This is a genomic window from Bordetella sp. H567, from assembly GCF_001704295.1.
In the GTDB taxonomy this organism is placed as follows: domain Bacteria; phylum Pseudomonadota; class Gammaproteobacteria; order Burkholderiales; family Burkholderiaceae_B; genus Bordetella_C.
On record NZ_CP012334.1, the window covers coordinates 3,496,903 to 3,520,525 of the forward strand.

A 23,623-nucleotide genomic window follows, 5' to 3' on the forward strand; every position below is an offset into this window, starting at 1 on the left:
TGTATCGGCACTTTCCGCGCCGGTGCATTAACCCCTGCGGCGGTACGGGGTTAAGGGCGCCAGGCGCGAAAGTGCGCGAGGTGTCATGCATGGGGCGGATGCGTTGCCAGGACGGTGACGTCCGCGCCGCCCTGGCTGAACAGCACGTCCAGCACCTGGCCGGCCGCCAACTGCCCTGCATCCCGCACGACGTGGCCACGATCGTCGCGGACCAGTGCATAACCGCGCGCCAGCACGTGCTGCGGATCGAAAGCGCGCAGTTGCGTGGATAGCGAGTCCAGCCGCGCACGGCGGTGTTCCAGCAAGCGTACCTTGGCGCGCTGCAATCGACGCAGGCGATCCTGCAGCCGGTCCGCGGCGCGATCCAGGTCGGGCCCACGATGGAGCACCTTGGCCACCAGCAGGTCGATGCGGGCGTGCCGGCGCGCGTGCGGGGTAGCCCAGGCGTTGGCCAGCCGATGCCGCAATGTCGCCAGACGTTCCCGCTGGTGCGCCAGGCGCTGCCCGGGCGACGTCAACTGGCCGGCCGCCCGGTCCAGGCGCTGCGCCAGCCGCTCCAGACGTCGCTCCTGGGCCCGCACCAGGGAGCCGGCCAATTGCATCACCCGGTTGTAAAGCTCCAGGCGCGGCACGCAGGCCAGTTCGGCCGCCGCCGTCGGTGTGGGCGCGCGCAAGTCGGATACGAAATCGACGATGGTGAAGTCCGTTTCGTGCCCGACGCCGCTGATCACCGGAATCGCGCTCGCGGCCACGGTGCGCGCCAGGCCTTCATCGTTGAAGCTCCACAGATCCTCGATGCTGCCGCCGCCCCGGACCAGCAGCAGCGTATCGACCTCGGCCCGCCGGTTCGCCGCGGCGATGGCGGCGATCAGGCGCGGCGCCGCGTCCGCCCCCTGCACCGGCGCCGGATAGAGAATGACCGGGACGTGGGGCGCGCGCCGCGCCAGGGCCGACAACACGTCGCGCAGTGCAGCCGCGCGCAGGGACGTGACGACGCCGATGGCGCGCGGCTGCGCCACGGGCGCCCGTTTCCGTTCCGGCAAAAAGAGGCCTTCGGATTCCAGCTTCTGTTTCAGGCGAAGAAATGCCTCGAACAGATCGCCCAGGCCGGCGCGCCGCATCGCCTCCACCTGCAACTGGTAATCGCCGCGAGGTTCGTACAGGCTGACCCGCGCCCGCACCTCCACCTTGTCACCCGCCCTGGGGACGAAGCCGACCGCCATGGCACGCCCGCGGAACATGACGGCGCGCACGGCCGCCCTGCTGTCCTTGAGCGTGAAGTACCAGTGACCGGACGCGGCCTGGGTGAAATTCGAAATTTCGCCGCGGACCCAGAGCATCGGGATGCTGCGCTCCAGGACCTGTCCGACCGCCTGATTGAGCTGTCCCACCGTGACGATGTCGCCCACAAATACGGCTTCTTTAACTTGAAATTCAACTGTCATAAGGGTTTCCGGGCGAAACCTGTCCACAGGCCGCGAAAATACGTGGGAGAGCCCCCTACGGGGGTGTTTTTTTACGTTGCGTCGGTTTCCGCTTTAAAACAACGGCGCAAGCCATTGAAAACAAAAGAAAAGCGACTTGGACACGCATTTGCCCGCGAGACGGCATCCCGACGCGGGGCCCGCAGGAATGGGCCATCCACAGGGGTTTTACACAGAATTATCCACAAAAATTGTGGATAGTTTGCGCCGCCCCGGGCTATTGCCAGGGCAGCCCCCGGCCCGTTACAGTGCGCTGATTCCGCCCCCTACCGCCCGCTATGTCCCGGCGCGCTCTGGAGTTCCTTCTTGCTGTCCGTCCTTCGTGATGCGGGCTGGCCTATCTGGCCCCTGCTTGCCACCTCCGTCCTCTGCCTGGCGCTGATCATCGAACGGCTGTTCTCGCTACGCCGCAGCCAGGTGGCGCCCGCTGGGCTCACCACGCAGGTCCTCGACATGGTGCGCAACCGACAGGACTCGCCGGAAGCCATTGCCCGGCTGGAGCGCAATTCACCGCTGGGACGCGTGCTGGCAGAAGTTCTGCGCCAGCGGCATCTGCCGCGCGACGAAATGCGCGGCGCCGTGGAAGACACCGGGCGTGCCGTGGCCCACGAGCTGAACCGATACATCGGTGCCATCGGCACCATCGCGGTCGTCGCCCCCTTGCTCGGGCTGTTCGGCACGGTGGTGGGGATGATAGACATTTTCGGTTCCTATTCCCCCACTGGAGGCGATCCGGCGCAGTTGGCGCATGGCATTTCCGTGGCGCTGTACAACACGGGTTTCGGCATACTGATCGCCATTCCCGCCATGATTTTCCACCGCTACCTGCGCGGCCGCGTGGACGAATACATGCACCAGCTGGAAAACGCCGCCTCGCGTACCGCCCGCATCCTGACGGCACCCGGGCGCCGGCGCGGCGAAGAAGAGGAACCGCTGTTCGGCACGCGCGCCGCGGCGCTGCAGGACCCCCTGGCATGAACTTCGGCAATCACCGCAGGCAGGACGAGCTGGAGATCAACCTTATCCCGTTGATCGACGTGCTGCTGGTCATCCTGATCTTCCTGGCCGCCACCACCTCGTTCGCGCGTTTCAGCCAGTTGAAGGTCACCCTACCCCAGGCCGCCGCGGAACAGCGGGCGGCCGCGCCCATCGAGGTCGCCATCAGCCAGGACGGCCATTACGCCCTGGACGGCACGCTGCTGCAAGCCACGACCACGGACGATATCGCGGACGCGCTGCGCCGCGCCGCGGCGGGCAAGGCCGATCCCGTTCTGGTCATCAATGCCGACGCCCTCGCGACCCACCAGACCGTGGTGAACGTCATGGAAGCGGCGCGCCTGGCCGGCATTGCCAGGGTGAATTTCGCCACGCAAATTGCCCGGTGAGCCGCGTGGTGCGCGCCCTGATCCAGAAGCAATGGCGGCACGGCGGCTGGCTGTCCGCCCTGCTCAGTCCCCTGTCCGCCGTGACCCTGTTGGCCGTCAGCGCCAAGCGCGCCTTTTACCGGCGAGGCTGGCTGCAGTGCTACCGGCCGCCCGTGCCGGTCATCGTGGTCGGCAACATCTATGTCGGAGGCACAGGGAAGACCCCAGTCGTTATCGCGATGGTCCAGGCCCTGCGCGAGCGCGGCTGGAACCCCGGCGTGGTCAGCCGCGGGTACGGGGTGAAAATCGGCAAGCATCCGCGCACCGGACAAGGCGACCTCGCCGCGGAGCGCTTCGGCGATGAACCGGCCCTGATCGCCCACACGACAAACGCCCCGGTCAGCATCCATCCCGACCGGCCACGCGCGGTCCGCACCTTGTTGAGCGCCTTTCCGCATGTCGACGTCATCGTGTCCGATGACGGGCTGCAACATCTGGCCCTGGCCAGGGACATCGAGATCGTGGTCCAGGACGGACGGGGCATCGGCAACGGGCTGCTGCTGCCGGCAGGCCCGCTGCGCGAGCCCGCCACGCGGCTGCGCGAAGTACACGCGGTCATCACCAATGTCGACGGACCCGAGCCCGTCGCGGCGGCGTCGTCCGGCGAACCCTATCGCGTCAGCATGTGGATGGAACCCGGCGCAGCGTGGAACCTGCGCGACGGGACCTTGCGGACGCTATGGGAACTGCAGGCGGCGTATCGGACCAGCGGCATCGCGGCGGCTGCGGGCATCGGCAATCCTGAGCGGTTCTTCGCCACGCTGCGCTCCGCCGGCTTGACACTGAACGCGACCATTCCCCTGCCGGACCACTACAGCTACGTGAAATCGCCGTTCGCGTCGATCAAGACCGGACTGATCCTGGTCACCGCCAAGGATGCCGTCAAATGCAGCGGACTCGGGGACGCGCGCCTGTGGGCCGTGCCGGTCACGCCGCATTTCTCAGACCCCGCGTTCTTCGACCGCGTGGCCGCCCGCCTGCCGGCCCCGGGGCGAAAACTCCACTAAAATCTGCCCATGGAATCCCGCCTGCTCGATATTCTCGTCTGCCCGATCTGCAAGGGCCCCCTCCGGTACGACCGCCAGAACGCGGAGCTGGTCTGCTCGGCCGACCGCTTGGCGTATCCGGTACGCGACGGCATCCCTGTCATGCTGGAAAGCGAAGCGCGATCGCTTGATGCCGAGCGCGCCCCGGATGCACTGTAGCAGCCGCCGTGGAATTCATCGCTCTCATCCCCGCGCGCGCGGCCTCCACGCGGCTGCCCGACAAGCCCCTGGCGGATATCGCCGGCAAACCCATGGTGGTGCGCACCGCTGAACGCGCTGCGCTGTCCGGCGCCAGCCGTGTGCTGGTGGCCACCGACGACGAACGCGTCGCCCAGGCCGTGCGGCAGCACGGACACGAGGCCCTGATCACCCGCAGCGACCATGCCACCGGCACCGATCGCCTGGCGGAAGCCGTGGATCTTCTGGCCTTGCCGGACGACGCCATCGTCGTGAACGTGCAGGGCGACGAACCGCTCATCGAGCCCGAGCTGATCGATGCGGTTGCGCGCCTGCTCGCGCAGCGTCCCGATGCGGCGATCGCCACCTGTGCATCGCCCGTGGCCGACGCCGAAGCGCTGTTCAATCCCACCGTCGTCAAGGCCGTCTGCGCGGCGGACGGTCGCGCGCTCTACTTTTCGCGCGCGCCCATACCCTGGGCGCGCGATGCCCTTGCCGACGGCGAACGACGGATGGCGGAGGGATTGCCGGCATGGCACCATGTGGGCCTCTATGCGTATCGGGCCGAATTCCTTCGCCGCTTTCCACTCCTGCCGCAAGGCCTCCTGGAACGCTACGAGTCGCTGGAACAACTGCGCGCGCTGGAGCATGGCTATACCATCCTGATCCACCAGGTGCCGCGGGCGCCCGCGGGCGGCGTCGATACGCCGGCCGATCTGGATCGCGTGCGTGCGATATACGCAAATCGGTTATAAGGGATCGACCTCTTGCCGCTCCCGCGGGCATGCCCCGCGGTCGATGCGGCATAATCGGGCCCGGCAAAGAATTACATTCCCTCAGGAGCTTTTATGCGTCTCATCCTGCTCGGCCCTCCCGGCGCCGGTAAAGGTACCCAAGCGGGCTTCATCACCCAGCAGTTCGGCATTCCGCAGATCTCTACGGGCGACATGCTCCGAGCCGCCGTCAAGGCCGGCACGCCGCTGGGACTGGAGGCGAAAAAGATCATGGACACGGGCGGTCTGGTTTCCGATGAAATCATCATCGGGCTCGTGCGCGACCGCCTGACGCAGCCGGATTGCGCTCAGGGGTATCTGTTCGATGGGTTTCCACGCACCATCCCCCAGGCTGACGCGCTCAAGGATGCAGACGTCAAGCTGGACTACGTGGTCGAGATCGAGGTGCCCGAAGAAGACATCATCGATCGGATGAGCGGCCGCCGCGTGCACCCGGCCAGCGGGCGCAGCTATCACGTGCGGTTCAATCCGCCCAAGACCGAAGGCAAGGACGACGTGACCGGCGAGCCGCTGGTTCAGCGCGACGACGACCGCGAGGAAACGGTGCGCCGCCGCCTGGCGGTCTATCGCGAGCAGACCCGGCCGCTGGTGGACTACTACGCCAGCTGGGCCAAGGCCGACGCGCAAGCGCCCCGCTATCGCAAGATCTCGGGTGTCGGCGCCGTCGACGAAATCCGCGCGCGACTGATCGCCGCCCTTCAAAGCTGAACGCCCAAGGTCGCACCACGCCATGGAAATTGCCAACAAGGTATTCATCGTCACCGGGGGCGCCTCCGGTCTGGGCGCCGGCACGGCACGCATGCTGGTCGCCAACGGGGCACGCGTCGTCATCGCGGATGTTCAGGATCAGGCGGGCGGCGACCTTGCCGCCGAACTCGGCCAGCGCTATGTCCACTGCGACGTCACCCAGGACGCCGACGCGCAGGGCGCGGTGGACGCGGCCACGGCGCTTGGTCCGTTGTTCGGGCTGGTGAATTGCGCCGGCATCGCTCCCGCGGCACGCATCGTGGGCAAGAACGGCCCGCATGCGCTGGAGCTGTTCCAGAAAGTCATCGCCATCAATTTGATCGGCAGCTTCAACATGATGCGGTTGTGCGCGCAAGCCATGAGCGCAAACGCACCCGAGCCCACGGGCGAGCGCGGTGTCCTGATCAACACCGCTTCGGTCGCCGCTTTCGACGGGCAGATTGGCCAGGCCGCGTACGCGGCCTCCAAGGCCGGCGTGGCCGGCATGACGCTGCCGATCGCGCGCGACCTGTCCAAGGTGGGCATACGCTGCATGACCATCGCCCCTGGCATTTTCGGTACGCCCATGATTTTCGGCATGCCGCAGGAAGTGCAGGATTCGCTGGCCGCCAGTATTCCGTTCCCCGCGCGCCTGGGACGGCCGGAAGACTACGCCAAGCTGGTGCACAGCATCATCACCAACGACATGCTGAACGGCGAAACCATCCGTCTGGATGGCGCCATCCGCATGCCGCCCAAGTGAATCCCCGCGTCAGCCGCCCTTTCGATCCGTCTTCGCCATGAGCTTGCTGCGATCGGCCGCCACGGTCAGCAGTTTCACTTTGCTGTCCCGCATTGCCGGCCTGATCCGCGACGTCCTGGTGGCCCGCGCCTTCGGCGCCGGGCCCCTGACGGACGCCTTCTGGGTGGCCTTCCGTATTCCCAACCTGCTGCGGCGCCTGTTCGCCGAAGGCGCGTTCGCCCAGGCCTTCGTCCCTATCCTGGGAACGGTGCGCACCAAGCACGGCGACGAACAGGTCCGCACCCTGCTGGACCGGGTGGCCTTGCTGCTGACCTGCGCGTTGATGCTGGTCACCCTCATCGGCATCGCGCTCGCGCCGTGGGTGGTCGCCGCCATGGCCAGCGGCTTGCGCAGAGAGGCTGGCGCACAGGCGTTCGACGCCGCGGTATGGATGACGCGGGCGATGTTTCCGTACATCCTTTGCATGTCCCTCGTCGCGTTCGCCTCCGGAGTACTGAATACCTGGCGCCGTTTCGCGGTTCCGGCGTTCACGCCGGTGCTGTTGAACCTGGCCATGATCGCGGCCTGCCTGTGGCTGGCGCCCCGCTACCATCCGCCCATCTACGCCCTGGCCATCGGTGTGATGGCGGGCGGGATCCTGCAATTGGCCATCCAGTGGGCAGCACTGTCGCGCCTGGGGCTGGTACCCCGCTATAGCCTGCGGCTGCGCGCCGCCTGGTCCGACCCCATGGTCCGGCGCATCCTGAAGCAGATGCTGCCCGCCATCCTTGGCGTATCGGTGGGACAGATATCGCTGTTGATCAACACCAATATCGCCACCTGGCTGCCCCCCGGCAGCGTGACCTGGCTGTCCTATGCCGATCGTCTGATGGAGTTTCCCACCGCGCTGCTCGGCGTGGCGCTGGGCACCGTGCTGCTTCCCAGCCTTTCCGCGGCCAATGCCCGCGCCGACAGCGACGGCTACAGCGCGCTGCTGGACTGGGGCCTGCGCCTGACGCTACTGCTGGGCCTGCCCAGCGCGCTGGGCCTGGCGCTGCTTTCCGACGGGCTGGTGGCCACCCTGTTCCACTACGGCGCCTTCGCCGCGCGCGACGTCATGCAAACGCGCATGGCGGTCATGGCCTACTCCGTGGGATTAGTCGGCCTGCTGGCGGTCAAAATCCTGGCGCCAGGGTTCTATGCGCGCCAGGACATCCGCACGCCCGTCAAGATCGCCATCGTGGCCCTGGTCGCCACGCAATCGCTGAATGTACTGCTGGTCCCCAGGCTGGCCCATGCCGGCCTCGCGCTGGCGATCGCGCTTGGCGCCTGCCTGAACGCCCTGCTGCTGCTGACGGTACTGCACAAGCGGGGGGTATATCGCCCCAGCCCCGGCTGGCTCCTGTTCGTGCTGCGCTTGCTGCCTGCCTTGGCTGCGCTGGCGGCGCTGCTGCTGTACGCCGATGCCCGCCTGGACTGGATCGCGCTGCAGGCCCACGGCTGGCAGCGTGTGGGGCTGCTGGCGGCCGTATTAAGCGCCAGCGGCGTGACGTATTTCGGCATCCTGCTGGCCTGCGGTTTCCGGCCCACCGACTTTACGCGTCGATCCGCCGCCCCCGCCGCGCGCGGCGTGGCCTGATGCGTCTGTTGTTTTCACAAGACACTATTGACCACCGCGCGCTGAAGGCCCTGGGGACGCTATGCAAACCCTCGTAACGCGCCAGCGCTAAGACTTTATAGGGTTTGACACCGCCGCTTGCCGGATTTTTTGCTTACGCCGCTAGCAAATTGCCCCTCTTCTTGATAAAACGCTTTAATATTTACAATTCGACACCCCTTGCGGCCACTCGGAAGCCACTTTGGATCAAGACGCCACCCCGGACAAGTCCACGCCCGTCGCAGACCAGGTCGTAAACTGGCTGCTGCTGCTGCGTTCGGGCCGCGCGTCGCAGTCCGATTACGCCGATTTCCTGGCCTGGCGGGCAGAAAACCCCATGCATGAAAGCGCATGGCAGCAACTGACGTCCGCACTGGGCTCATCGTTCGGCCGCCTCAGCGACTTCTATCCCATCGGCTTTTCCACGTCCAACGCCCGTCCGACCTTGACGCCAGCCATGGCGGCCTATCGGTCCACGCCGCCTATGGCTACGCGGCCCTTGCCGCCAAATCCCGCGCGGCGCCGTTTCGTTGCGGGCGGCGCGGCGGCCGTGGCAGCGGCCGTGGTGGGATCCGTGGCGCTGAACGAGCTCTATCCCCTGCACAACCTGACCGCCGACGCGGCAACCGCCACAGGCGAACGCCGGCTGTACATGTTGTCCGACGGCAGCCAGATGCTGCTGGACGCCCGCTCCCGTGTACAACTGGATTTCGCCGGCTCCGAGCGCAATGTCCGTTTGCTGGAGGGAGCGATCACCGTGTCGGTCGCCCACGATCCCAATCGTCCCTTCATCGTCACCACCGAACAGGGAACGGTGCGCGCGCTGGGCACCCGTTTCATGGTGCGCCAACAGGCCCGGCGTTCCCTCGTCGTGGTGCATGAGCACGAAGTGGAAGTGCAGACCCTCGAAAAGGCACGTGGCGTCATCGGTGCCGGGACGGGCGCACGCTTTGACGATGCGCGGGTGGATCCGCCCCGGGCGGAACTGCTGGCCGACGCCGCCTGGGAAACCGGCTGGATCGCGGTGCGCAACCGCCCCCTGGCGGACGTCGTGGCCGCGCTGCGCCCCTACCGCAGCGGCATCCTGCGTATTTCCATGGCGGCGGGCGGCCTGCCTGTTACCGGCCAGTTCCCTCTGGACGATACGGACGCCACCCTGGATACGCTGGAGCAGAGCATGACCGTGACCGTCCGGCGCTACACTCCCTGGCTGATCAGCATAGACGTAACCCCCGCTTGACGCTTGCAAGCTTGCTTTTCAGGGGGAACTTGCTAGAATGTCGAGCTTTGCCGAATTTCTAATTTCCAACTGCACATGGCCAATACTGCCCAAGCTCGCAAACGCGCTCGCCAATCGGTCGAGCGCAACAAGCACAATTCCAGCCTGCGTTCCATGCTGCGCACCGCGATCAAGCGCGTACGCCAAGCTGTGGAAGCCGGCGACAAGGCGGCCGCCGCCGCCGTGCTGCAAAAGGCGACCAGCGTGATTGACCGCGTCGCGGACAAGAACATCATTCACAAGAACAAGGCCGCTCGCCATAAGAGCCGTCTGTCGGCTGCCGTCAAGGCGCTGGCCTGATACGCCTGTTCCGATACTGTTCTGATGTTATCGGCCGCCCTGCCCCGGGCGGCGCCTGACGCGGCTCAAGTTTGCTTGCATGCCTCGCATGCATGATGCGCCGCGTATGGACGGCATGATGCAATTGGCTGCGGGTCCCGGCCGCGCCCACGCTTACGACAAGCAAGGCGGCACCCCGCATCGGCAAATACGAAAAAGGACGCTCTGGGCGTCCTTTTTCGCATGTGGCCGCTAGCGGAATGCTTCGCGCAGCGCGAAGGTTGCCTGCTTGAACACGCCCAGGTCGGTCCCCACGGCCACGAAGTGCATGCCCATTTCCAGATAGCGTTTCGCGTCCGCCGCGACGGGCGCGAGTATGCCGACTGCCTTGCCATGCGCGCTGGCTCGCTCGTACAGATGCCGGATGGCGGCCTGCACGTCGGGATGCGAGGGGTTGCCGATATGCCCTAGGGCCGCGGCCAGGTCGGATGGACCGATAAAAATACCATCCACGCCCTCCACCGCCGCGATCTCGTCCACCGCTTCGATGCCCGGCCGGCTCTCGATCTGCAGGAGCACGCAGATGTTGTCGTTGATGCGGGTCAGGTAGTCCGGGATCGTGCCGAAGCGATTGCTGCGCTGCAAGCCCGCCACCCCGCGCATGCCCGCGGGAGGATAGCGCGTGGCCGCCACGGCGCGGCGGGCTTCTTCCGCCGATTCGATAAAGGGAATCAGCAGGTTGTAGAAGCCGATGTCCAGCAGCCGTTTGATTTCGACCGGGTCGTTGATCGTCGGGCGCCCCACGGCCGCGGACTCGCTGCCCTGCAAGGCCTGCAGTTGCTGCAGGAACATCGGCACGTCATTGGGCGAATGCTCGCCATCGAGCAGCAGCCAATCGTAGCCGGCAAGTCCAGCCAGTTCCGCCGTGATGTGGCTAGCCATGCTCATCCAGAAACCGATCAAGGTTTCACGCGCAAGTACACGCTGACGAAAACAATTGGGAATCGGTGCATTCATCCTGGTTCATCCTGGTGTTGCCGCGCGGCGTCCGATGCCACGGCGGCGGTACCGGCCAGCGCGGCCGGCGGCGCGAATGTGTCGAAGAAGAGTCAGCGCAGAGGGACCGCATCAATCCATGCGGGCTCCAGAGTCCTTGGCCGCCTTGCCCCATTTTTTGATCTCGGCCGTGACGAACCCGGAGAATTCGCTCGGGCCAACCCCCACCACCACGAAACCGACGGCCTCCAGTTTCTGGCGTAGCGCGGGGTCCGCCAGCGCGGTGCGCGTCGCATCGCTCAAGCGCTGGACGACGGCGGGCGGCGTCTTCGCGGGCGCGGACAGGCCGAACCAGGATTCCGCGGCAAAGCCGGGATAACCGGATTCGGCGATCGTCGGGATATCGGGATAGGCGGGATTGCGCTTCTCGCTGGCCACGGCCAGTGCCCGCAGCTTGCCGGCCTTGACCTGCGGCAGAACGTTGTCCTGGTTCAGGAACAGCACCGACACACGGCCGGCGATGGTGTCGGTGATCGCCGCGGCGCCCCCCTTGTAGGGAACGTGGACCAGGTCGATGCCGGCGGCGCGCTTGAGCATTTCCATGGCCAGGTGGCCGGACGATCCATTGCCCGAACTGGCATGCGTGTACTTGCCGGGATTCGCCTGCGCCAGCGCAATGAAGTCCTTGAAGGTCTTGGCCGGAAAGTCGGGATTGGCCACCAGGACATTCGGCCCGGTCGCCAGCAGGGAAATATGCGCGAAGTCGCTGTCCTTGTAAGGCATGCTCGCGTACAGCGCATAGTTGATGGCATTGGATCCGACGCCGGAGAGCAGCAGCGTATAACCATCCGGCGCGGCCTTGGCGACAACGTCCGAACCAATATTGCCGTTGGCGCCGCCCTTGTTCTCCACGATCACCGTTTGGTTCAGCGCCTTGCCCAGCTCCGCCGCGACCAGGCGCCCCACGGCGTCGGTGCTGCCGCCGGGCGGGAAAGGCACGACCAGCCGTATGGGGCGGGAAGGCCAGTCCCCGGTCTGGGCCTGGGCGGCGCCCGCCAGGCCCAGCAGCGCGAGCGCGAGTGTGGATAGCCAGCGGCGGCGAGCGCGGTTGATGGAACGCGGCAACATGCATGTCTCCCTATGATGATATGGGCTGCAACACGTAGCGGGCCTTGCAGCGTGCACAGATCTCGTGCAAGCGTGCGTCAAGCGCCGGGGGAATCGGTATGCCCTTGCGTTCCCGCTGCGCGCGCGCCCGGGCCTCGGGTTCGCCGGCCACCTGCACGGGCACATCCGGCTGTGCGCGGGGCGTCTGGTGCATCGCGTCGATCATTTCGTCCAGATCGGCCTCGAACGAGCCCGCATCGCGAAATGTGTCGGGATTCAGCGCCAGGAAGAAATGCCCGATGTTGTCGGGATCGCCGGGGCCGCGTCGCTTGGCGTGCAGGGCCGCGAAACCGCTGCCGGTGAGTGTCGACCCCAGTATCTGCGCCATCATTGCCAGGCCATAACCCTTGTGGCTGCTCATTGCCGGCGTACCACCCAGCGGCGATAGCCCGCCTTCCGGGTGCTTGAAGATATATGCCATGGCCTGCGCGGCGTCCGTGACCGGTTCGCCGCGGCCGTCCACGGCCCAGCCGGGCGGCAGGGGCTTGCCATGAAAGTCGTATACCTTCACCTTGTTGGCGGCCACCGTGGTGGTCGCCATATCCAGCACGAAGGGTTCATTGCGCGCGGCGGGCGCCGCGAACGCGATGGGGTTGGTTCCCAGCATCGGCATGGCGCCGCCGGTCGGCACCATGATGACGCCGTTCGCGCTACTGGTTACCAGGCCAACCACGCCGCGTCGCACGGCAATGCGTGCATAGACGCCCGCGGCGCCGAAGTGATGGGAATTGCGCACCGCCACCGCGCCCACGCCATGCGCCAACGCCTTGTCCACCGCCAGATGCATGGCCTGCGCGGCCACGGGATATCCCAGCCCACCCATGCCGTCCAGCAAGGCCGACGCCGGCCCATCGCGCACCACGCGCGGTCGCGCGGCGATCGCCAGCGTGCCGGCCAGTACCTTGTCCTCGTAGCTGGGCAGCATGGAAATACCGTGCGAATCGATGCCCAGCAAGTCCGTCTCGGCCATCAGGTCTGCCGACGTATCCGCCAGGTCCGGCTGCATGCCCCAGGCGCGCAACACCAGGACGATCTGCTCGCGTACGGACGGCACGGAGGCATTGAAGCCCGACGTTTGTTCGCTTGCCACTGCCTGTCTCCCTATTGTCGTTTTGACGGGTGGGTCGTGCCGCACGCGCGTCAGTCGCGGTCGCGGTCCACCAGGCGATAGCGCGCCTGCCCCAGATGGAACTGCATGGCGGTCCGTGCCCGTTCGCCATCCTGTTCGCGGATGGCCGCGAGTATGCTCGCGTGTTCGTCCATTACGCGTTCCGCGCGCTGGCGCGAGCCGGTGCGCGTGAGGTTCAGCGACAGACGCATGAAGCCATGTATGGATTCGTGGATCGTTTCCAGCACGCCCAGGAAAAAATCATTGCCGCTCGCCTCGGCGATACTCGCGTGAAAGGCCAGGTCGGCCTCGGCGGATACCCGCCCCTGCGCCAGGCCTTCGGCGAAGGTCTCATGCGCCTCCACGATTTTTTTCATCTGCTCCTCGGTGCGCCGCAACGCGGCCAGCCGGGCCGCCTCGCCTTCCAGCGCCAGCCGCACTTCCTGCGCACGCAGATACGCGCCCACGTTCTGCACGTCGCCGAAGGTTTTCAGCCGCGGCGCGGGCTGGTGGATGACGAAGGTGCCCAAGCCCTGGTATGCGCTGACCAGGCCGTCCGCGCGCAGCCTGAGCAAGGCCTCGCGCACGACGGGACGCGATACGCCGAACTGTTCGCAGATCTCATGCTCGGACGGCAGCTTGTCGCCTACGTTGAGATCGCCCGAAGCGATGCGATCGAAGATCTGCCCGTAGAGCTGGTCGCCCAGGCGCACGCGCTGGCCGCGATCGAGCATGCGCGTGCCGTCCGCGCCGGCGTCAATGGCACGGGCGCTCTCCGTATCCTGCGTGCGTTGCTTGGTGGACACGTCGCTCTCCTTTGAATCGAGCGCTAATCGTACGCCATCGACGTCGCGGCTCCGCTCCCCGCACCCTTATCCCGGCAGCACATCGCGATCGCGCGCCAGCAGGGCGCGCGCGACGGGCGCCACGCGCTCGCGCTCGGCTGCCGTCAGACCGGTCAGCAAAGGCAGCATCGGCCCCATATCCGCGATGCCCGCCAGCGTCACGGCATCATGCAGCACGCGGATGGGGCTGATGGCATCGCGGCAGTCCTCCAGGGGCATGTAGGCGGCCCGCACGCGTTCCGCCTCCGGCAGCCGGCCTTCCTGAAGCAGCCGCAGCAATTGCATGGAGCCACGCGGCGCGACACATACGGAACCGGACGTGAAACTCTGCAGCCCGAATTCGCGGCAGTGGACGATCGCCGGCCGCTCGCCGATGCCGCTCACCATCAACCTGGGATCGACCGCCTTCAGCAGGGCCGACAAATAAGGATCCTGGGATGGCTCCTGCCGCACCACTGCGTATTTCACGGCGGCGATGCGGCCTTCCTCCACCAAGCGCCCCAAGGTGGAAGGCGCGATGTAGTCGGATGCCTTGATATACACGACCACCGGCCGCGAGAGGGCGTCGCTGAAGCGACGTATGCCATCAGCCAGCCCCGCGTCGGTGAACGGAAACGACATGGGCAGCAACATCGCCGTCGGAAAACTTCGCGATCTCAGGATGGCCGCCTGGTCCATCAATTTGCCGTAGTCCGGGCCCGCCGAGGGCAATATCCAGGTATCCGGCCCGGCCTGCTCGGCCAGGAAGTCGATGATGCGCGCGTACTCGCTCACGGCGACGTTGTAGAAATTCGCATTGCCGCCATACATCACGCTGCGCACGCCGCCCTGCTCCAGATGCCGTAGCAAGGCCGTATTCGCCTGTGCGTTAAGGCTGAGATCGGCATTGCGCGCCAGCGGCGGCACCGCAATCACGGACCGGCGCAGGTCGTCCACCGTAACGGGCGTGGTTTTCATGAGGCAACTCCTATGGGCATGAACGAACGACGGCTGCCGCGCGTGGCGTCATCCAGCCGCCTGCTCGCATGGACGCGCTTGTCGGACAAGCTTACCGCGCCAGCCCGAAAAGTATACTTGGTTGACATATTACTGCTCAATACATATAGTTGTTTTACAAGCAGGTGGTCTGAGAACACATAAGCACGGCGCGCGGGCCTGCCCTCTTTCGCAATGCGCCACCTCATAACAGCCAGGAGACAACCATGACCCCATCCCTACGCACGATCGCGCTGGGCGCCGCCCTCGCGCTGGTCGCGGCCGCGCCGGTCGCCGCCAAATACCCGGACAAGCCCGTCACGGTGATCGTGCCCTTTGTCCCTGGCGGATCGTCCGACATTACCGCCCGCGCCGTGTTGCCCGGCATGAACAAGATTTTTGGCCAGACCTTCGTGGTGGAAAACAAGCCTGGCGCCAACGGCTCCATCGGCGCGCAGGCCTTGGCGCGCGCCACGCCCGACGGCTACACCATGATGGTGGGCTCCATCGGCACCTTCGCCATCAATCAGGCGCTGTACAAGGATCTGTCCTACAACCCCAGCAAGGATTTCAAGTACCTCACCATGGCGGTGCGCAACCCCAATGTGCTGGTGGCCTCGCCCAACTTTCCTGCAAAGACCGTGGCCGAACTGGTCGCCTACGCCAAGAAGAATCCCGGCTCGGTGTCCTACGCATCATCGGGCACGGGGTCTTCGGATCACCTGTCCGCCGTGCTGTTCCGCCAGAAGACCGATACGTCGGGTGTCGACGTCCCGTACCGGGGCGGCGGCGCGGCCATCAGCGACCTCATGGGCAGCCAGGTGAATGTCTCCTTCCAGAACCTGGGCGCCGTGCTGTCGCACATCAAGGCCGGCAAGCTGAAGGCGCTCGCCACCACCGGCCAGCAGCGCATTCCCGAACTCCCGGACGTACCGACGATGGCGGACGCCGGCATCAAGGACATGGTGGTGTATTCGTGGCAGGGTTTCGCCGTACCCGCGGCGACGCCGGCCGGGATCGTGAAGGAACTGTCTGACGGGCTGCGCAAGACGCTGCGCGATCCCGCCGTCGAAAAGACGCTGCACGGCCTGGGCTTCGAGGTCGTGGCCGATAGCCCCGAAGAATTCACCCGGTTCCAGCAATCCGAAGTCAAGCGCTGGCAGGACGTGATCGCCAAAAGCAATATCAAGTTGGAGTAAATTAGGCGCTGCCGATTTCCCGGCGATAGACCAGGTACGCGAACCTCCATGACCGCCAAGCACCGCATCATCCAGGTCGGCTCCTATGCCGGCTCTCCTACCGCCAACGAGCGGCTCGCCCGGGACTACGATGTCGTCGAACTATGGAAGTATCCCGAGCGCGAGGCGGCGCTGGCGCAACACGGAAAAGGCGTCGATGTCCTGGTGACCTCGGCCAATTTCGGCTGCTCGGCGGAAATGATGGATGCCTTGCCGGATCTGAAGGCCATCTGCAGCTGGGGCGTCGGGTACGAAACCATAGACATCAAGGCCGCGCAGCAGCGCGGCGTGCAGGTCAGCAATACGCCTGACGTACTGACCGACTGCGTGGCGGATCTCGCGTGGGGCCTGATGCTCGGCGCGGCGCGCCGCATCGCCTATGGCGACCGCTTCGTCCGCACCGGCGGGTGGGGACAGGTGCACGGCAGTATTCCGCTGGGCACGCGTGTCAGCGGCAAAAAGCTCGGTATCGTGGGACTGGGCCGCATCGGCCAGGCGATCGCCAAGCGCGGCATCGGCTTTGACATGGACGTGCGCTATCACAGCCGCAACAAGCGCAACGACGTCGACTACCGCTATGAGGCCTCGCTGGTGGACCTTGCCGCGTGGGCCGATTTCCTGGTGGTGGCCACGGTCGGCGGGCCGGGCACCCACCACCTGATTTCGCGGGAAGTGCTGGAAGCGCTCGGGCCCAAGGGCACCATCATCAACATCGCCCGCGGCCCCGTCATCGACGAGTCCGCCTTGGTGGAAGCATTGCAGGCGGGCAAGCTCGGCAACGCCGCCCTGGACGTATTCGAGCACGAGCCCAAGGTGCCTGATGCACTGAAAACCAACGACAACGTTGTCCTGCTGCCCCACATCGGCAGCGCTACGTACGAAACGCGCCGCGACATGGAAGACCTGATGGTGAAAAACCTGGAGGCCTTCCTGCGGACCGGCAAGGTCATCACACCGGTGACCCGCTAGCAGGAAGCCGCACGCCTACGACGGATGGGCGATTTCGCGCTCTTCCGTCTTCAGGCGATTATCCTTGGCGAAGTCCATGACGAACTTCCAGGCAAGCGGTTCCAGCTCGCGCAGGCGTTCGTCCACGACGACGCTGCGGTGGCCGTCCACGATGACGGGCAACACATAAGGGGAGTAATAAAGCGGACTGGCGGGGGCGCTACCCGGCGGCCGGAATTGCGCCATGACGCCGGCAAGCCGCTCGGCCCAATCGCTGGGTCGAAAGCGCTGGCCTTCTTCCGTAACACCGAGGATAACGAGTTGTCGCACGCGGAATACCGTTGGTTCTGCTATCGGCGACGGGCGCGGCGCGCCGTCAGTGTGACCAGCCCGCGACACGCGGGTCGCGACGCCGATTGTATATGATTGATGCTTCCCCGGATTGTATTCGGCCGGCTGCCTCACGGTCGAATCGCTCGCTTTATCTGGCTTTCCCGCGCTTTTCCACGCATCCTCGCCGCAGCGGACGTATTTAAAAAAGAACGGGCATAATGAGGCGCCTCGCCCGGCCTCCAGCGGGCGAGACCAACGATGTGCAGACCGACCATGACAACCGCAAGCACCCAAAACGGCCCCCTGCGCCACTTCCTGCAGTTCCGCGATTTTTCCGCCGCCGAAATCAACTATGTGCTGGAGCGCGCGCGCCTGATCAAGGACAAGTTCAAGCGCTATGAGCCGCACATGACGCTGCATGACCGCACGCTGGCAATGGTTTTCGAAAAAGCCAGCACGCGCACGCGCGTGTCTTTCGAAGCAGGGATGTACCAGTTGGGCGGGTCCGTCATCAACCTCACGTCCAACGATTCGCAGCTGGGACGCGCCGAACCCATCGAAGACACCGCGCGCGTGATTTCGCGCATGGTGGACATCGTGATGATCCGCACCTTCGAGCAGACCCGCATCGAACGCTTTGCCGCGCATTCCCGCGTGCCGGTCATCAACGGCCTGACCAATGAATTCCACCCCTGCCAGATACTGGCGGACATCTTCACCTATGTGGAGCATCGCGGCCCGATCGCCGGCAAGATCGTCGCGTGGGTTGGCGATGCGAACAACATGTCCTATACCTGGCTGCAGGCGGCTGAAATGCTGGGCTTCACGCTGCACGTATCGACGCCCTCCGGCTACGAGCTGGACGCGATGCGCACCGGCACGCCGCCGGCGTCGGTGTTGCGGCAATTCAAGGACCCGATGGAAGCGTGCCGCGGGGCACACCTGGTCACCACCGATGTCTGGACCAGCATGGGCTACGAGGCGGAGAACGAACAGCGCCGTGCCGCCTTCGCGGACTGGTGCGTCGATGCGGACATGATGGCCGTGGCCGCTCCCGATGCGGTCTTCATGCATTGCCTGCCGGCGCATCGGGGCGAGGAAGTCACGGGCGAGGTCATCGATGGCCCGCAGAGCGTGGTGTGGGACGAGGCCGAGAACCGTCTGCACGTGCAGAAAGCCCTGATGGAGTTCCTGCTGCTGGGCCACCTGTCCTGACGTGACGGGACGGCGCCGCGCGGCCGCCCTCCCGAAGGCCCCACCGTCTACACGATCGCCTTGAACATGTTGCGCAGGGTGTTGCGAAACGACGGGCGCACACGGTCGCTCCATGCCGTCGCGCGCACGGCCAGCCAGGGCGGGCTGCCGAAGGTTTCCACCGTCTCCAGGTCATAACACGCGTGATAGCGGGGCGCGGCCTCGTTGCACGCGAAACGTTCGGCCCGCACCGTGCCTGGCACGTTCGCCAGGCCGGGAAGGTGCTCCTGGTCATACCAATTGTTCAGGTCCTGTTCGGCCTCCGGCACCACATCGGTTTCCACGATGTAATGCCAGGGTGCGGCGCGCCCCTGCGAGGCGCCGGGCAAGTCCGAGATGCGGCGCAGCCGCCGGATCGTAGCGTCCGGGCGGACGTGCCTAGCCCGTTCTCCAAGCGCCGCAGCCGCCCCGTCCGCATCGCCGGACGGCAGGCGGCAGTAGACATAGGTCTGCGCACCTTCAATGGCGGCATAGCCTTCGACCACCACGCCGTGCGGCTCCGGATTCAGCGCGGCGCGCAAGGCCGCCAGCTGCTCCACCGTCAGGCATATGCCCGGAATCTTCAACAGCAGGACATCTCCCCCCGGAGCCGGTGTCTCGCGCCTTGTATCGGTCATGCCATCCTCGCTCGAAAAACCGCCATGGTCGCGCAGCCGGCAGCAGCTAGCAACGCCGCGCGGCGGTTTTTTTACATCCCATGGCGGGCCTCCGGACCGGATTTACCCTTGGTCGGGACAATCCCGATGCGATGGCGTGAGAATATAGTATACAAAGTACTGCGATCACGCCCGACGCCGCCCGCCCCCCCCCTCAGCCAGGAAGCCCGCCTTGGATACCGTCGCAGATTCCGTAGATAGCCGCTTCGAAGATCCGTCATACCGGCCGCTATGGCAGTGCCTCCAGGCCCTGGAGTCCGGAGCGGTCACTGCCGAACAGCTGGTGGACGCCTGCGAACAGGCTTTCAAGGTGCACCACGCGCGTGTCAACGCCCTGCCCGTGCACGATTACGCGGCGGCGAGAACGGCGGCACGGGCCGCCGATGCCGCGCGCCGCCGCGGCGAGACGCTGGGACCGCTGCATGGCATCCCCTTTTCCATCAAGGAAAGCTTCGATGTCGCCGGCTGGCCGACCACGTGCGGCGATCCGGCCCACGCGCAGCGCATGGTCGCACGCGATTCGGACGTCGTCCGCCGTCTGCGGGATGCCGGCGCCATCCTGGTAGGCAAATCCAATGTGCCACTACATCTGCGCGACTGGCAAAGCTACAACGCGCTGTACGGCACGACGCGCAATCCGCACGACCTCTCTCGTACCCCCGGCGGCTCTTCCGGCGGCAGCGCCGCCGCAGTCTGCACGGGCATGAGCGTGTTCGACATCGGGTCGGACATCGGCTCTTCGGTGCGGAATCCGGCGCACTATTGCGGGGTTTTCTCCCACAAGAGCAGCCACGGCTTGATATCGCTACGCGGCCACGGCATCAACGGCACGGACGAGTCGCCCGATATCAACGTCGCCGGCCCCATTGCGCGCTCGGCGCGCGATCTGGAACTCCTGCTGCGCGTCCTGGCATGCGATGCCGGCGCGGGCGCGGGCCCGCGCCTGCCGTTTCCAGGTGAAGAGGAACGGGCGCCGCGCGACTTCCGGGTCGCGGTGCTTCCCACGCATCCCTACGCGCCGGTGGATGGCGCCGTCTCGGCGATTATCGAGGATCTGGGCAGGGAACTGGAAGGCGAAGGTTTGCGCGTCTCCTGGAACGCTCAGCCGGCGATCGATGCAGCGACCTTGTGGCGGACCTATGTCCTGATGCTGCGGGCGGCAACTTCGCTCGCCGCCAGCGATGCGGCCTACCAGGCCATGCGCGATCGCGCGCGGCACGTGGATCCGGATGACCTCTCCTACGCGGCGCTGCAATACGTGGGCGCGACGCTGGATCATCGCGGCTGGCTCAAGCTGGCCGGCGTGCGGCGGGGTATCGCTCAGGCATGGACCGATTTCTTCGCCAGCCACGATGTGCTGCTGTGCCCGGCCGCCGCCACGCCGGCATTCGAACTGAACGAAACGGGCGAGCCCTGGCAGCGCCATCTGTGGGTGAACGGCGAACCTCAGCCCATGACGACGCAACTGTTCTGGGCCGGCTACTCCGGACTTTGCGGACTGCCGTCCACCGTCGCTCCCGCGGGCCGCACCGCGGACGGCCTGCCGGTCGGCGTGCAGATCGTCGCCGGCCGGTACCACGACTTGACCTCGCTGCGCTTCGCGCAGTGGCTGGAAGCGCACGGCCACGCATTCCAACCGCCCGTCCTGGCTCGCACGGCGTAGAGCGGGACGGCATTCCTAACCTGATTCACCATCGGACGCAAAGGGGAAAGCGATGCTCAGCTGGTTCACCGAACTGACGCGCATGGAGCGCAAAGGGTTCTACGGCGCCTTTCTGGGGCACGCCGTGGACGTGTTCGACTTCATGATCTATTCGTTCCTGATCTCCACCCTGCTGTCGCAATGGAACATGAGCAAATCCGAAGCAGGGGCGATCGTGACCTATACGCTGGTATCGTCGCTGGCGGGGGCGATCCTGGCCGGCATGCTGGCCGATCGTTATGGCCGCGTACGCGTCCTGCGCTGGACCATCGTGGTCTTCGCGTTCGCCTGTTTCCTATGCGGATTGGCCCAGACGCCCACGCAGTTGATGATGTTCCGCATCATCCAGGGACTGGGCTTCGGTGGCGAATCGTCCCTGTGCATGGTGCTGGTCACGGAGATGATCAGGAATCCCACCCATCGCGGCAAATACTCCGGCTTCACCGCGAGCAGCTACTCGTTCGGCTGGGGCGCCGCGGCGCTTGCCTACGCGGCCATGTACGCGATCATGCCGGCCGAATATGCGTGGCGGGCCTGCTTTTTCCTGGGCATCCTGCCGGCCCTGGTGGTGATTTACCTGCGGCGCAACCTTGTCGAGCCCGAGATCTACGTCGCCTCGCGCGCGGCCGCCGAAAGCGTTCCGCTCAAGCGCAATCTCCTGCGGGTATTCCAGACGCCGTTGCTGCCCAAGACCATCCTGTGCAGCCTGCTGTCCGGCGGCATGCTGGGCGGCTATTACGCGATCGCGACGTGGCTGCCCACCTACCTGAAGCTGGAGCGTGGCCTGTCGGTATTCGGGACGAGCTCGTATCTGGTGGTCATGATACTGGGCTCTTTCCTGGGCTATGTGACCGGTGCCTACGCCACCGATCGCCTCGGACGCCGCGCCACCTATGTCCTGTTCGCGGTGGGCGCGCTCGCGATGGCGCTGATCTACATGATGATCCCGATTTCCAACACCTCCATGCTGTTCCTGGGCTTCCCCATGGGGATCCTGATGCAGGGCATGTTCTCCGGAATCGGCGCGACGCTTTCCGAATCGTATCCAAGCAGCGTGCGCGCGACCGGCTACGGGGTGTCGTACAACGCCGGCCGCGTGATTGGATCGCTCTTCCCCTTGAGCGTGGGCTGGCTCAGCGGCGGCACGCTGCCCCTGGGCATCTCGATCGCCGTGGTCGCGGGCGTCGGCTACGCCGTGGTCATCGTTTCCGCCCTCCTGCTGCCGGAGACCAATGGACTGGACCTGTCGCGCATCGACGAAGACGGCCGCGGGCCGGACGGCGGCCTGGATGCCGTGCCGGGGATGACGCCCAACCGGCCTGCCTGAAGCGACGGGCAGCAGCGCCTGGGGGCATCGCAAAAGCGGTAAAATCGCTGGTTTTCTTCCCCCCAGGCGATACGCAATGGCAACCATCCTTCAGCACATCCCCGTCGGCCAGAAGGTCGGCATCGCGTTCTCAGGCGGCCTGGACACGAGCGCCGCGCTTCACTGGATGCGCGAAAAAGGCGCAGTGCCCTATGCGTATACCGCCAATCTGGGCCAGCCGGACGAGCCCGACTACGACGAAATCCCGCGCCGCGCCATGCAATACGGGGCGGAAAAAGCCCGCCTGGTCGATTGCCGCAGCCAACTCGTTGCAGAAGGCATCGCCGCGCTGCAAAGTGGCGCTTTCCATATTTCCACCGCGGGCATCACCTACTTCAACACGACCCCCATCGGACGCGCCGTCACGGGCACCATGCTGGTCGCGGCCATGAAGGAAGACGACGTCAATATCTGGGGTGACGGCAGCACCTTCAAGGGCAACGACATCGAGCGCTTCTACCGCTACGGCCTGTTGACCAACCCGGATCTCAAGATCTACAAGCCTTGGCTGGACCAGGCTTTCATCGACGAACTCGGCGGCCGCGCCGAAATGTCGGAATACATGCGCCAGTCGGGCTTCGAATACCGCATGTCGGCGGAAAAGGCCTATTCCACCGACTCCAACATGCTGGGTGCCACCCACGAGGCGAAAGACCTGGAACACCTGAATTCCGGCATCCGCATCGTCCAACCCATCATGGGCGTGGCGTTCTGGCGTGACGAGGTCGACGTCAAGCGTGAAGAAGTCAGCGTGCGTTTCGTCGAAGGCCGCCCGGTGGCCCTGAACGGGGTGGAATACAACGACCCTGTTGCATTGATGCTGGAAGCCAACCGCATCGGCGGACGCCATGGCCTGGGCATGAGCGACCAGATCGAGAACCGCATCATCGAAGCCAAGAGCCGCGGCATCTACGAAGCCCCGGGAATGGCGCTGCTGTTCATCGCCTACGAGCGTCTGATCACCGGCATCCATAACGAAGACACCATCGAGCAGTACCGCGAAAACGGCCGCAAGCTGGGCCGTCTGCTGTACCAGGGCCGGTGGTTCGATCCGCAGGCCATCATGCTGCGCGAAACCGCGCAGCGCTGGGTGGCGCGCGCCGTGACGGGCGAGGTGACCATTGAACTGCGCCGCGGGAACGATTACTCCATCGTCAATACCGAATCCGCCAACCTGACGTACAAGCCGGAACGCCTGACGATGGAAAAGGGCGAATCGGTATTCTCGCCGCAAGACCGGATCGGCCAGCTCACCATGCGCAACCTCGACATCGTCGATACGCGCGACAAGCTGTTCACCTACGTCAAGGCCGGCCTGCTGGCGCCATCGGCAGGCGCCGCCCTGCCCCAGCTGAAGGAAGACAAGAAATAAAAGCACCGCGCGCGGGTTCGCGCCTTGCCATGAAAAAAAGCCGCGGGTTTCCGCG

The 23,623-nt window shown here is 65.6% G+C and carries 24 protein-coding genes; 16 read left to right on the forward strand and 8 right to left on the reverse strand.

Annotation, left to right across the window (positions count from 1 at the left end; all coding sequences use genetic code 11):
• Nucleotides 1–83: 83 nt before the first annotated feature.
• Nucleotides 84–1,445, reverse strand: coding sequence for an exodeoxyribonuclease VII large subunit (xseA, locus tag AKI39_RS15645; RefSeq protein ID WP_066637876.1), 1,362 nt, complete (start codon nt 1,443–1,445; stop codon nt 84–86).
• Nucleotides 1,446–1,790: 345 nt separating this feature from the next.
• On the opposite strand from xseA, the gene AKI39_RS15650 reads away from it, so the two are divergent.
• From AKI39_RS15650 to rpsT, 10 genes are all read left to right on the forward strand, one after another.
• Nucleotides 1,791–2,462, forward strand: a complete 672-nt coding sequence (locus tag AKI39_RS15650; protein WP_066637879.1) for a MotA/TolQ/ExbB proton channel family protein — start codon at nt 1,791–1,793, stop codon at nt 2,460–2,462.
• Nucleotides 2,459–2,869, forward strand: coding sequence for an ExbD/TolR family protein (locus AKI39_RS15655; protein ID WP_066637882.1), 411 nt, complete (start codon nt 2,459–2,461; stop codon nt 2,867–2,869). Before AKI39_RS15650 ends, AKI39_RS15655 begins: the two co-directional genes overlap by 4 nt.
• Complete coding sequence (lpxK, locus tag AKI39_RS15660) at nt 2,866–3,915, forward strand: tetraacyldisaccharide 4'-kinase (protein WP_066637884.1); 1,050 nt, start codon at nt 2,866–2,868, stop codon at nt 3,913–3,915. Before AKI39_RS15655 ends, lpxK begins: the two co-directional genes overlap by 4 nt.
• 9 nt (nt 3,916–3,924) lie before the next feature.
• The gene (locus AKI39_RS15665) at nt 3,925–4,113 is read left to right on the forward strand and encodes a Trm112 family protein (protein ID WP_066637887.1); all 189 of its coding nucleotides are present in this window, start codon (nt 3,925–3,927) and stop codon (nt 4,111–4,113) included.
• An 8-nt stretch (nt 4,114–4,121) separates the two neighbouring features.
• Nucleotides 4,122–4,886 (forward strand): 3-deoxy-manno-octulosonate cytidylyltransferase, encoded by a 765-nt coding sequence (gene kdsB, locus AKI39_RS15670; RefSeq protein ID WP_066637889.1) that lies wholly within the window; start codon nt 4,122–4,124, stop codon nt 4,884–4,886.
• A gap of 93 nt (nt 4,887–4,979) precedes the next feature.
• On the forward strand, nt 4,980–5,633 hold the full coding sequence (gene adk, locus AKI39_RS15675; protein ID WP_066637891.1) for an adenylate kinase: 654 nt from the start codon (nt 4,980–4,982) through the stop codon (nt 5,631–5,633).
• Nucleotides 5,634–5,655: 22 nt separating this feature from the next.
• A complete protein-coding gene (locus AKI39_RS15680) occupies nt 5,656–6,414 on the forward strand; it encodes a 3-hydroxyacyl-CoA dehydrogenase (protein WP_066637893.1) in 759 nt (252 codons plus the stop codon).
• Nucleotides 6,415–6,451: 37 nt separating this feature from the next.
• Nucleotides 6,452–8,032: a murein biosynthesis integral membrane protein MurJ gene (gene murJ / locus AKI39_RS15685; RefSeq protein ID WP_066637895.1), complete on the forward strand. Its 1,581-nt coding sequence runs from the start codon at nt 6,452–6,454 to the stop codon at nt 8,030–8,032.
• 220 nt (nt 8,033–8,252) lie between these two features.
• Nucleotides 8,253–9,290: a FecR family protein gene (locus tag AKI39_RS15690; protein WP_066637898.1), complete on the forward strand. Its 1,038-nt coding sequence runs from the start codon at nt 8,253–8,255 to the stop codon at nt 9,288–9,290.
• 75 nt (nt 9,291–9,365) lie between these two features.
• Complete coding sequence (gene rpsT, locus AKI39_RS15695) at nt 9,366–9,629, forward strand: 30S ribosomal protein S20 (RefSeq protein ID WP_066352075.1); 264 nt, start codon at nt 9,366–9,368, stop codon at nt 9,627–9,629.
• Between the two features lie 231 nt (nt 9,630–9,860).
• Here rpsT and garL read toward each other — a convergent pair whose 3' ends face one another.
• The 5 genes from garL to AKI39_RS15720 form a co-directional block, all read right to left on the reverse strand.
• Entirely contained in the window at nt 9,861–10,625 is a 765-nt protein-coding gene (gene garL, locus AKI39_RS15700; RefSeq protein ID WP_066637901.1) for a 2-dehydro-3-deoxyglucarate aldolase, read from the reverse strand.
• 111 nt (nt 10,626–10,736) lie between these two features.
• Nucleotides 10,737–11,732 carry a Bug family tripartite tricarboxylate transporter substrate binding protein gene (locus AKI39_RS15705; RefSeq protein WP_066637904.1) on the reverse strand — a complete coding sequence of 332 codons (996 nt, stop codon included), beginning with the start codon at nt 11,730–11,732 and terminating at the stop codon, nt 10,737–10,739.
• Between the two features lie 10 nt (nt 11,733–11,742).
• Nucleotides 11,743–12,777: an Ldh family oxidoreductase gene (locus AKI39_RS15710; RefSeq protein WP_083229122.1), complete on the reverse strand. Its 1,035-nt coding sequence runs from the start codon at nt 12,775–12,777 to the stop codon at nt 11,743–11,745.
• Between the two features lie 134 nt (nt 12,778–12,911).
• A complete protein-coding gene (locus tag AKI39_RS15715; protein ID WP_066643106.1) occupies nt 12,912–13,613 on the reverse strand; it encodes a FadR/GntR family transcriptional regulator in 702 nt (233 codons plus the stop codon).
• A gap of 138 nt (nt 13,614–13,751) precedes the next feature.
• Nucleotides 13,752–14,681: a dihydrodipicolinate synthase family protein gene (locus AKI39_RS15720; RefSeq protein WP_066637908.1), complete on the reverse strand. Its 930-nt coding sequence runs from the start codon at nt 14,679–14,681 to the stop codon at nt 13,752–13,754.
• A gap of 245 nt (nt 14,682–14,926) precedes the next feature.
• On the opposite strand from AKI39_RS15720, the gene AKI39_RS15725 reads away from it, so the two are divergent.
• Together AKI39_RS15725 and AKI39_RS15730 are read left to right on the forward strand one after the other, a co-directional pair.
• Nucleotides 14,927–15,898, forward strand: coding sequence for a Bug family tripartite tricarboxylate transporter substrate binding protein (locus AKI39_RS15725; protein ID WP_066637910.1), 972 nt, complete (start codon nt 14,927–14,929; stop codon nt 15,896–15,898).
• Nucleotides 15,899–15,946: 48 nt separating this feature from the next.
• Nucleotides 15,947–16,906, forward strand: a complete 960-nt coding sequence (locus AKI39_RS15730) for a 2-hydroxyacid dehydrogenase (RefSeq protein ID WP_066637916.1) — start codon at nt 15,947–15,949, stop codon at nt 16,904–16,906.
• Nucleotides 16,907–16,921: 15 nt separating this feature from the next.
• On the opposite strand, the gene AKI39_RS15735 is transcribed toward AKI39_RS15730, so the two are convergent.
• Nucleotides 16,922–17,239 (reverse strand): DUF3579 domain-containing protein, encoded by a 318-nt coding sequence (locus tag AKI39_RS15735; RefSeq protein WP_066643109.1) that lies wholly within the window; start codon nt 17,237–17,239, stop codon nt 16,922–16,924.
• A 252-nt stretch (nt 17,240–17,491) separates the two neighbouring features.
• On the opposite strand from AKI39_RS15735, the gene argF reads away from it, so the two are divergent.
• A complete protein-coding gene (gene argF, locus AKI39_RS15740) occupies nt 17,492–18,433 on the forward strand; it encodes an ornithine carbamoyltransferase (protein ID WP_066637919.1) in 942 nt (313 codons plus the stop codon).
• Nucleotides 18,434–18,480: 47 nt separating this feature from the next.
• Here argF and AKI39_RS15745 read toward each other — a convergent pair whose 3' ends face one another.
• Nucleotides 18,481–19,089, reverse strand: coding sequence for a DUF4286 family protein (locus AKI39_RS15745; protein ID WP_201258508.1), 609 nt, complete (start codon nt 19,087–19,089; stop codon nt 18,481–18,483).
• Between the two features lie 211 nt (nt 19,090–19,300).
• On the opposite strand from AKI39_RS15745, the gene AKI39_RS15750 reads away from it, so the two are divergent.
• The 3 genes from AKI39_RS15750 (at nt 19,301) to argG (ending at nt 23,568) form a co-directional block, all read left to right on the forward strand.
• Nucleotides 19,301–20,791, forward strand: coding sequence for an amidase (locus AKI39_RS15750; protein WP_066637922.1), 1,491 nt, complete (start codon nt 19,301–19,303; stop codon nt 20,789–20,791).
• A gap of 52 nt (nt 20,792–20,843) precedes the next feature.
• Nucleotides 20,844–22,157 carry an MFS transporter gene (locus AKI39_RS15755; RefSeq protein WP_066637925.1) on the forward strand — a complete coding sequence of 438 codons (1,314 nt, stop codon included), beginning with the start codon at nt 20,844–20,846 and terminating at the stop codon, nt 22,155–22,157.
• A gap of 76 nt (nt 22,158–22,233) precedes the next feature.
• Entirely contained in the window at nt 22,234–23,568 is a 1,335-nt protein-coding gene (gene argG / locus AKI39_RS15760; RefSeq protein ID WP_066637928.1) for an argininosuccinate synthase, read from the forward strand.
• Nucleotides 23,569–23,623: the final 55 nt, after the last annotated feature.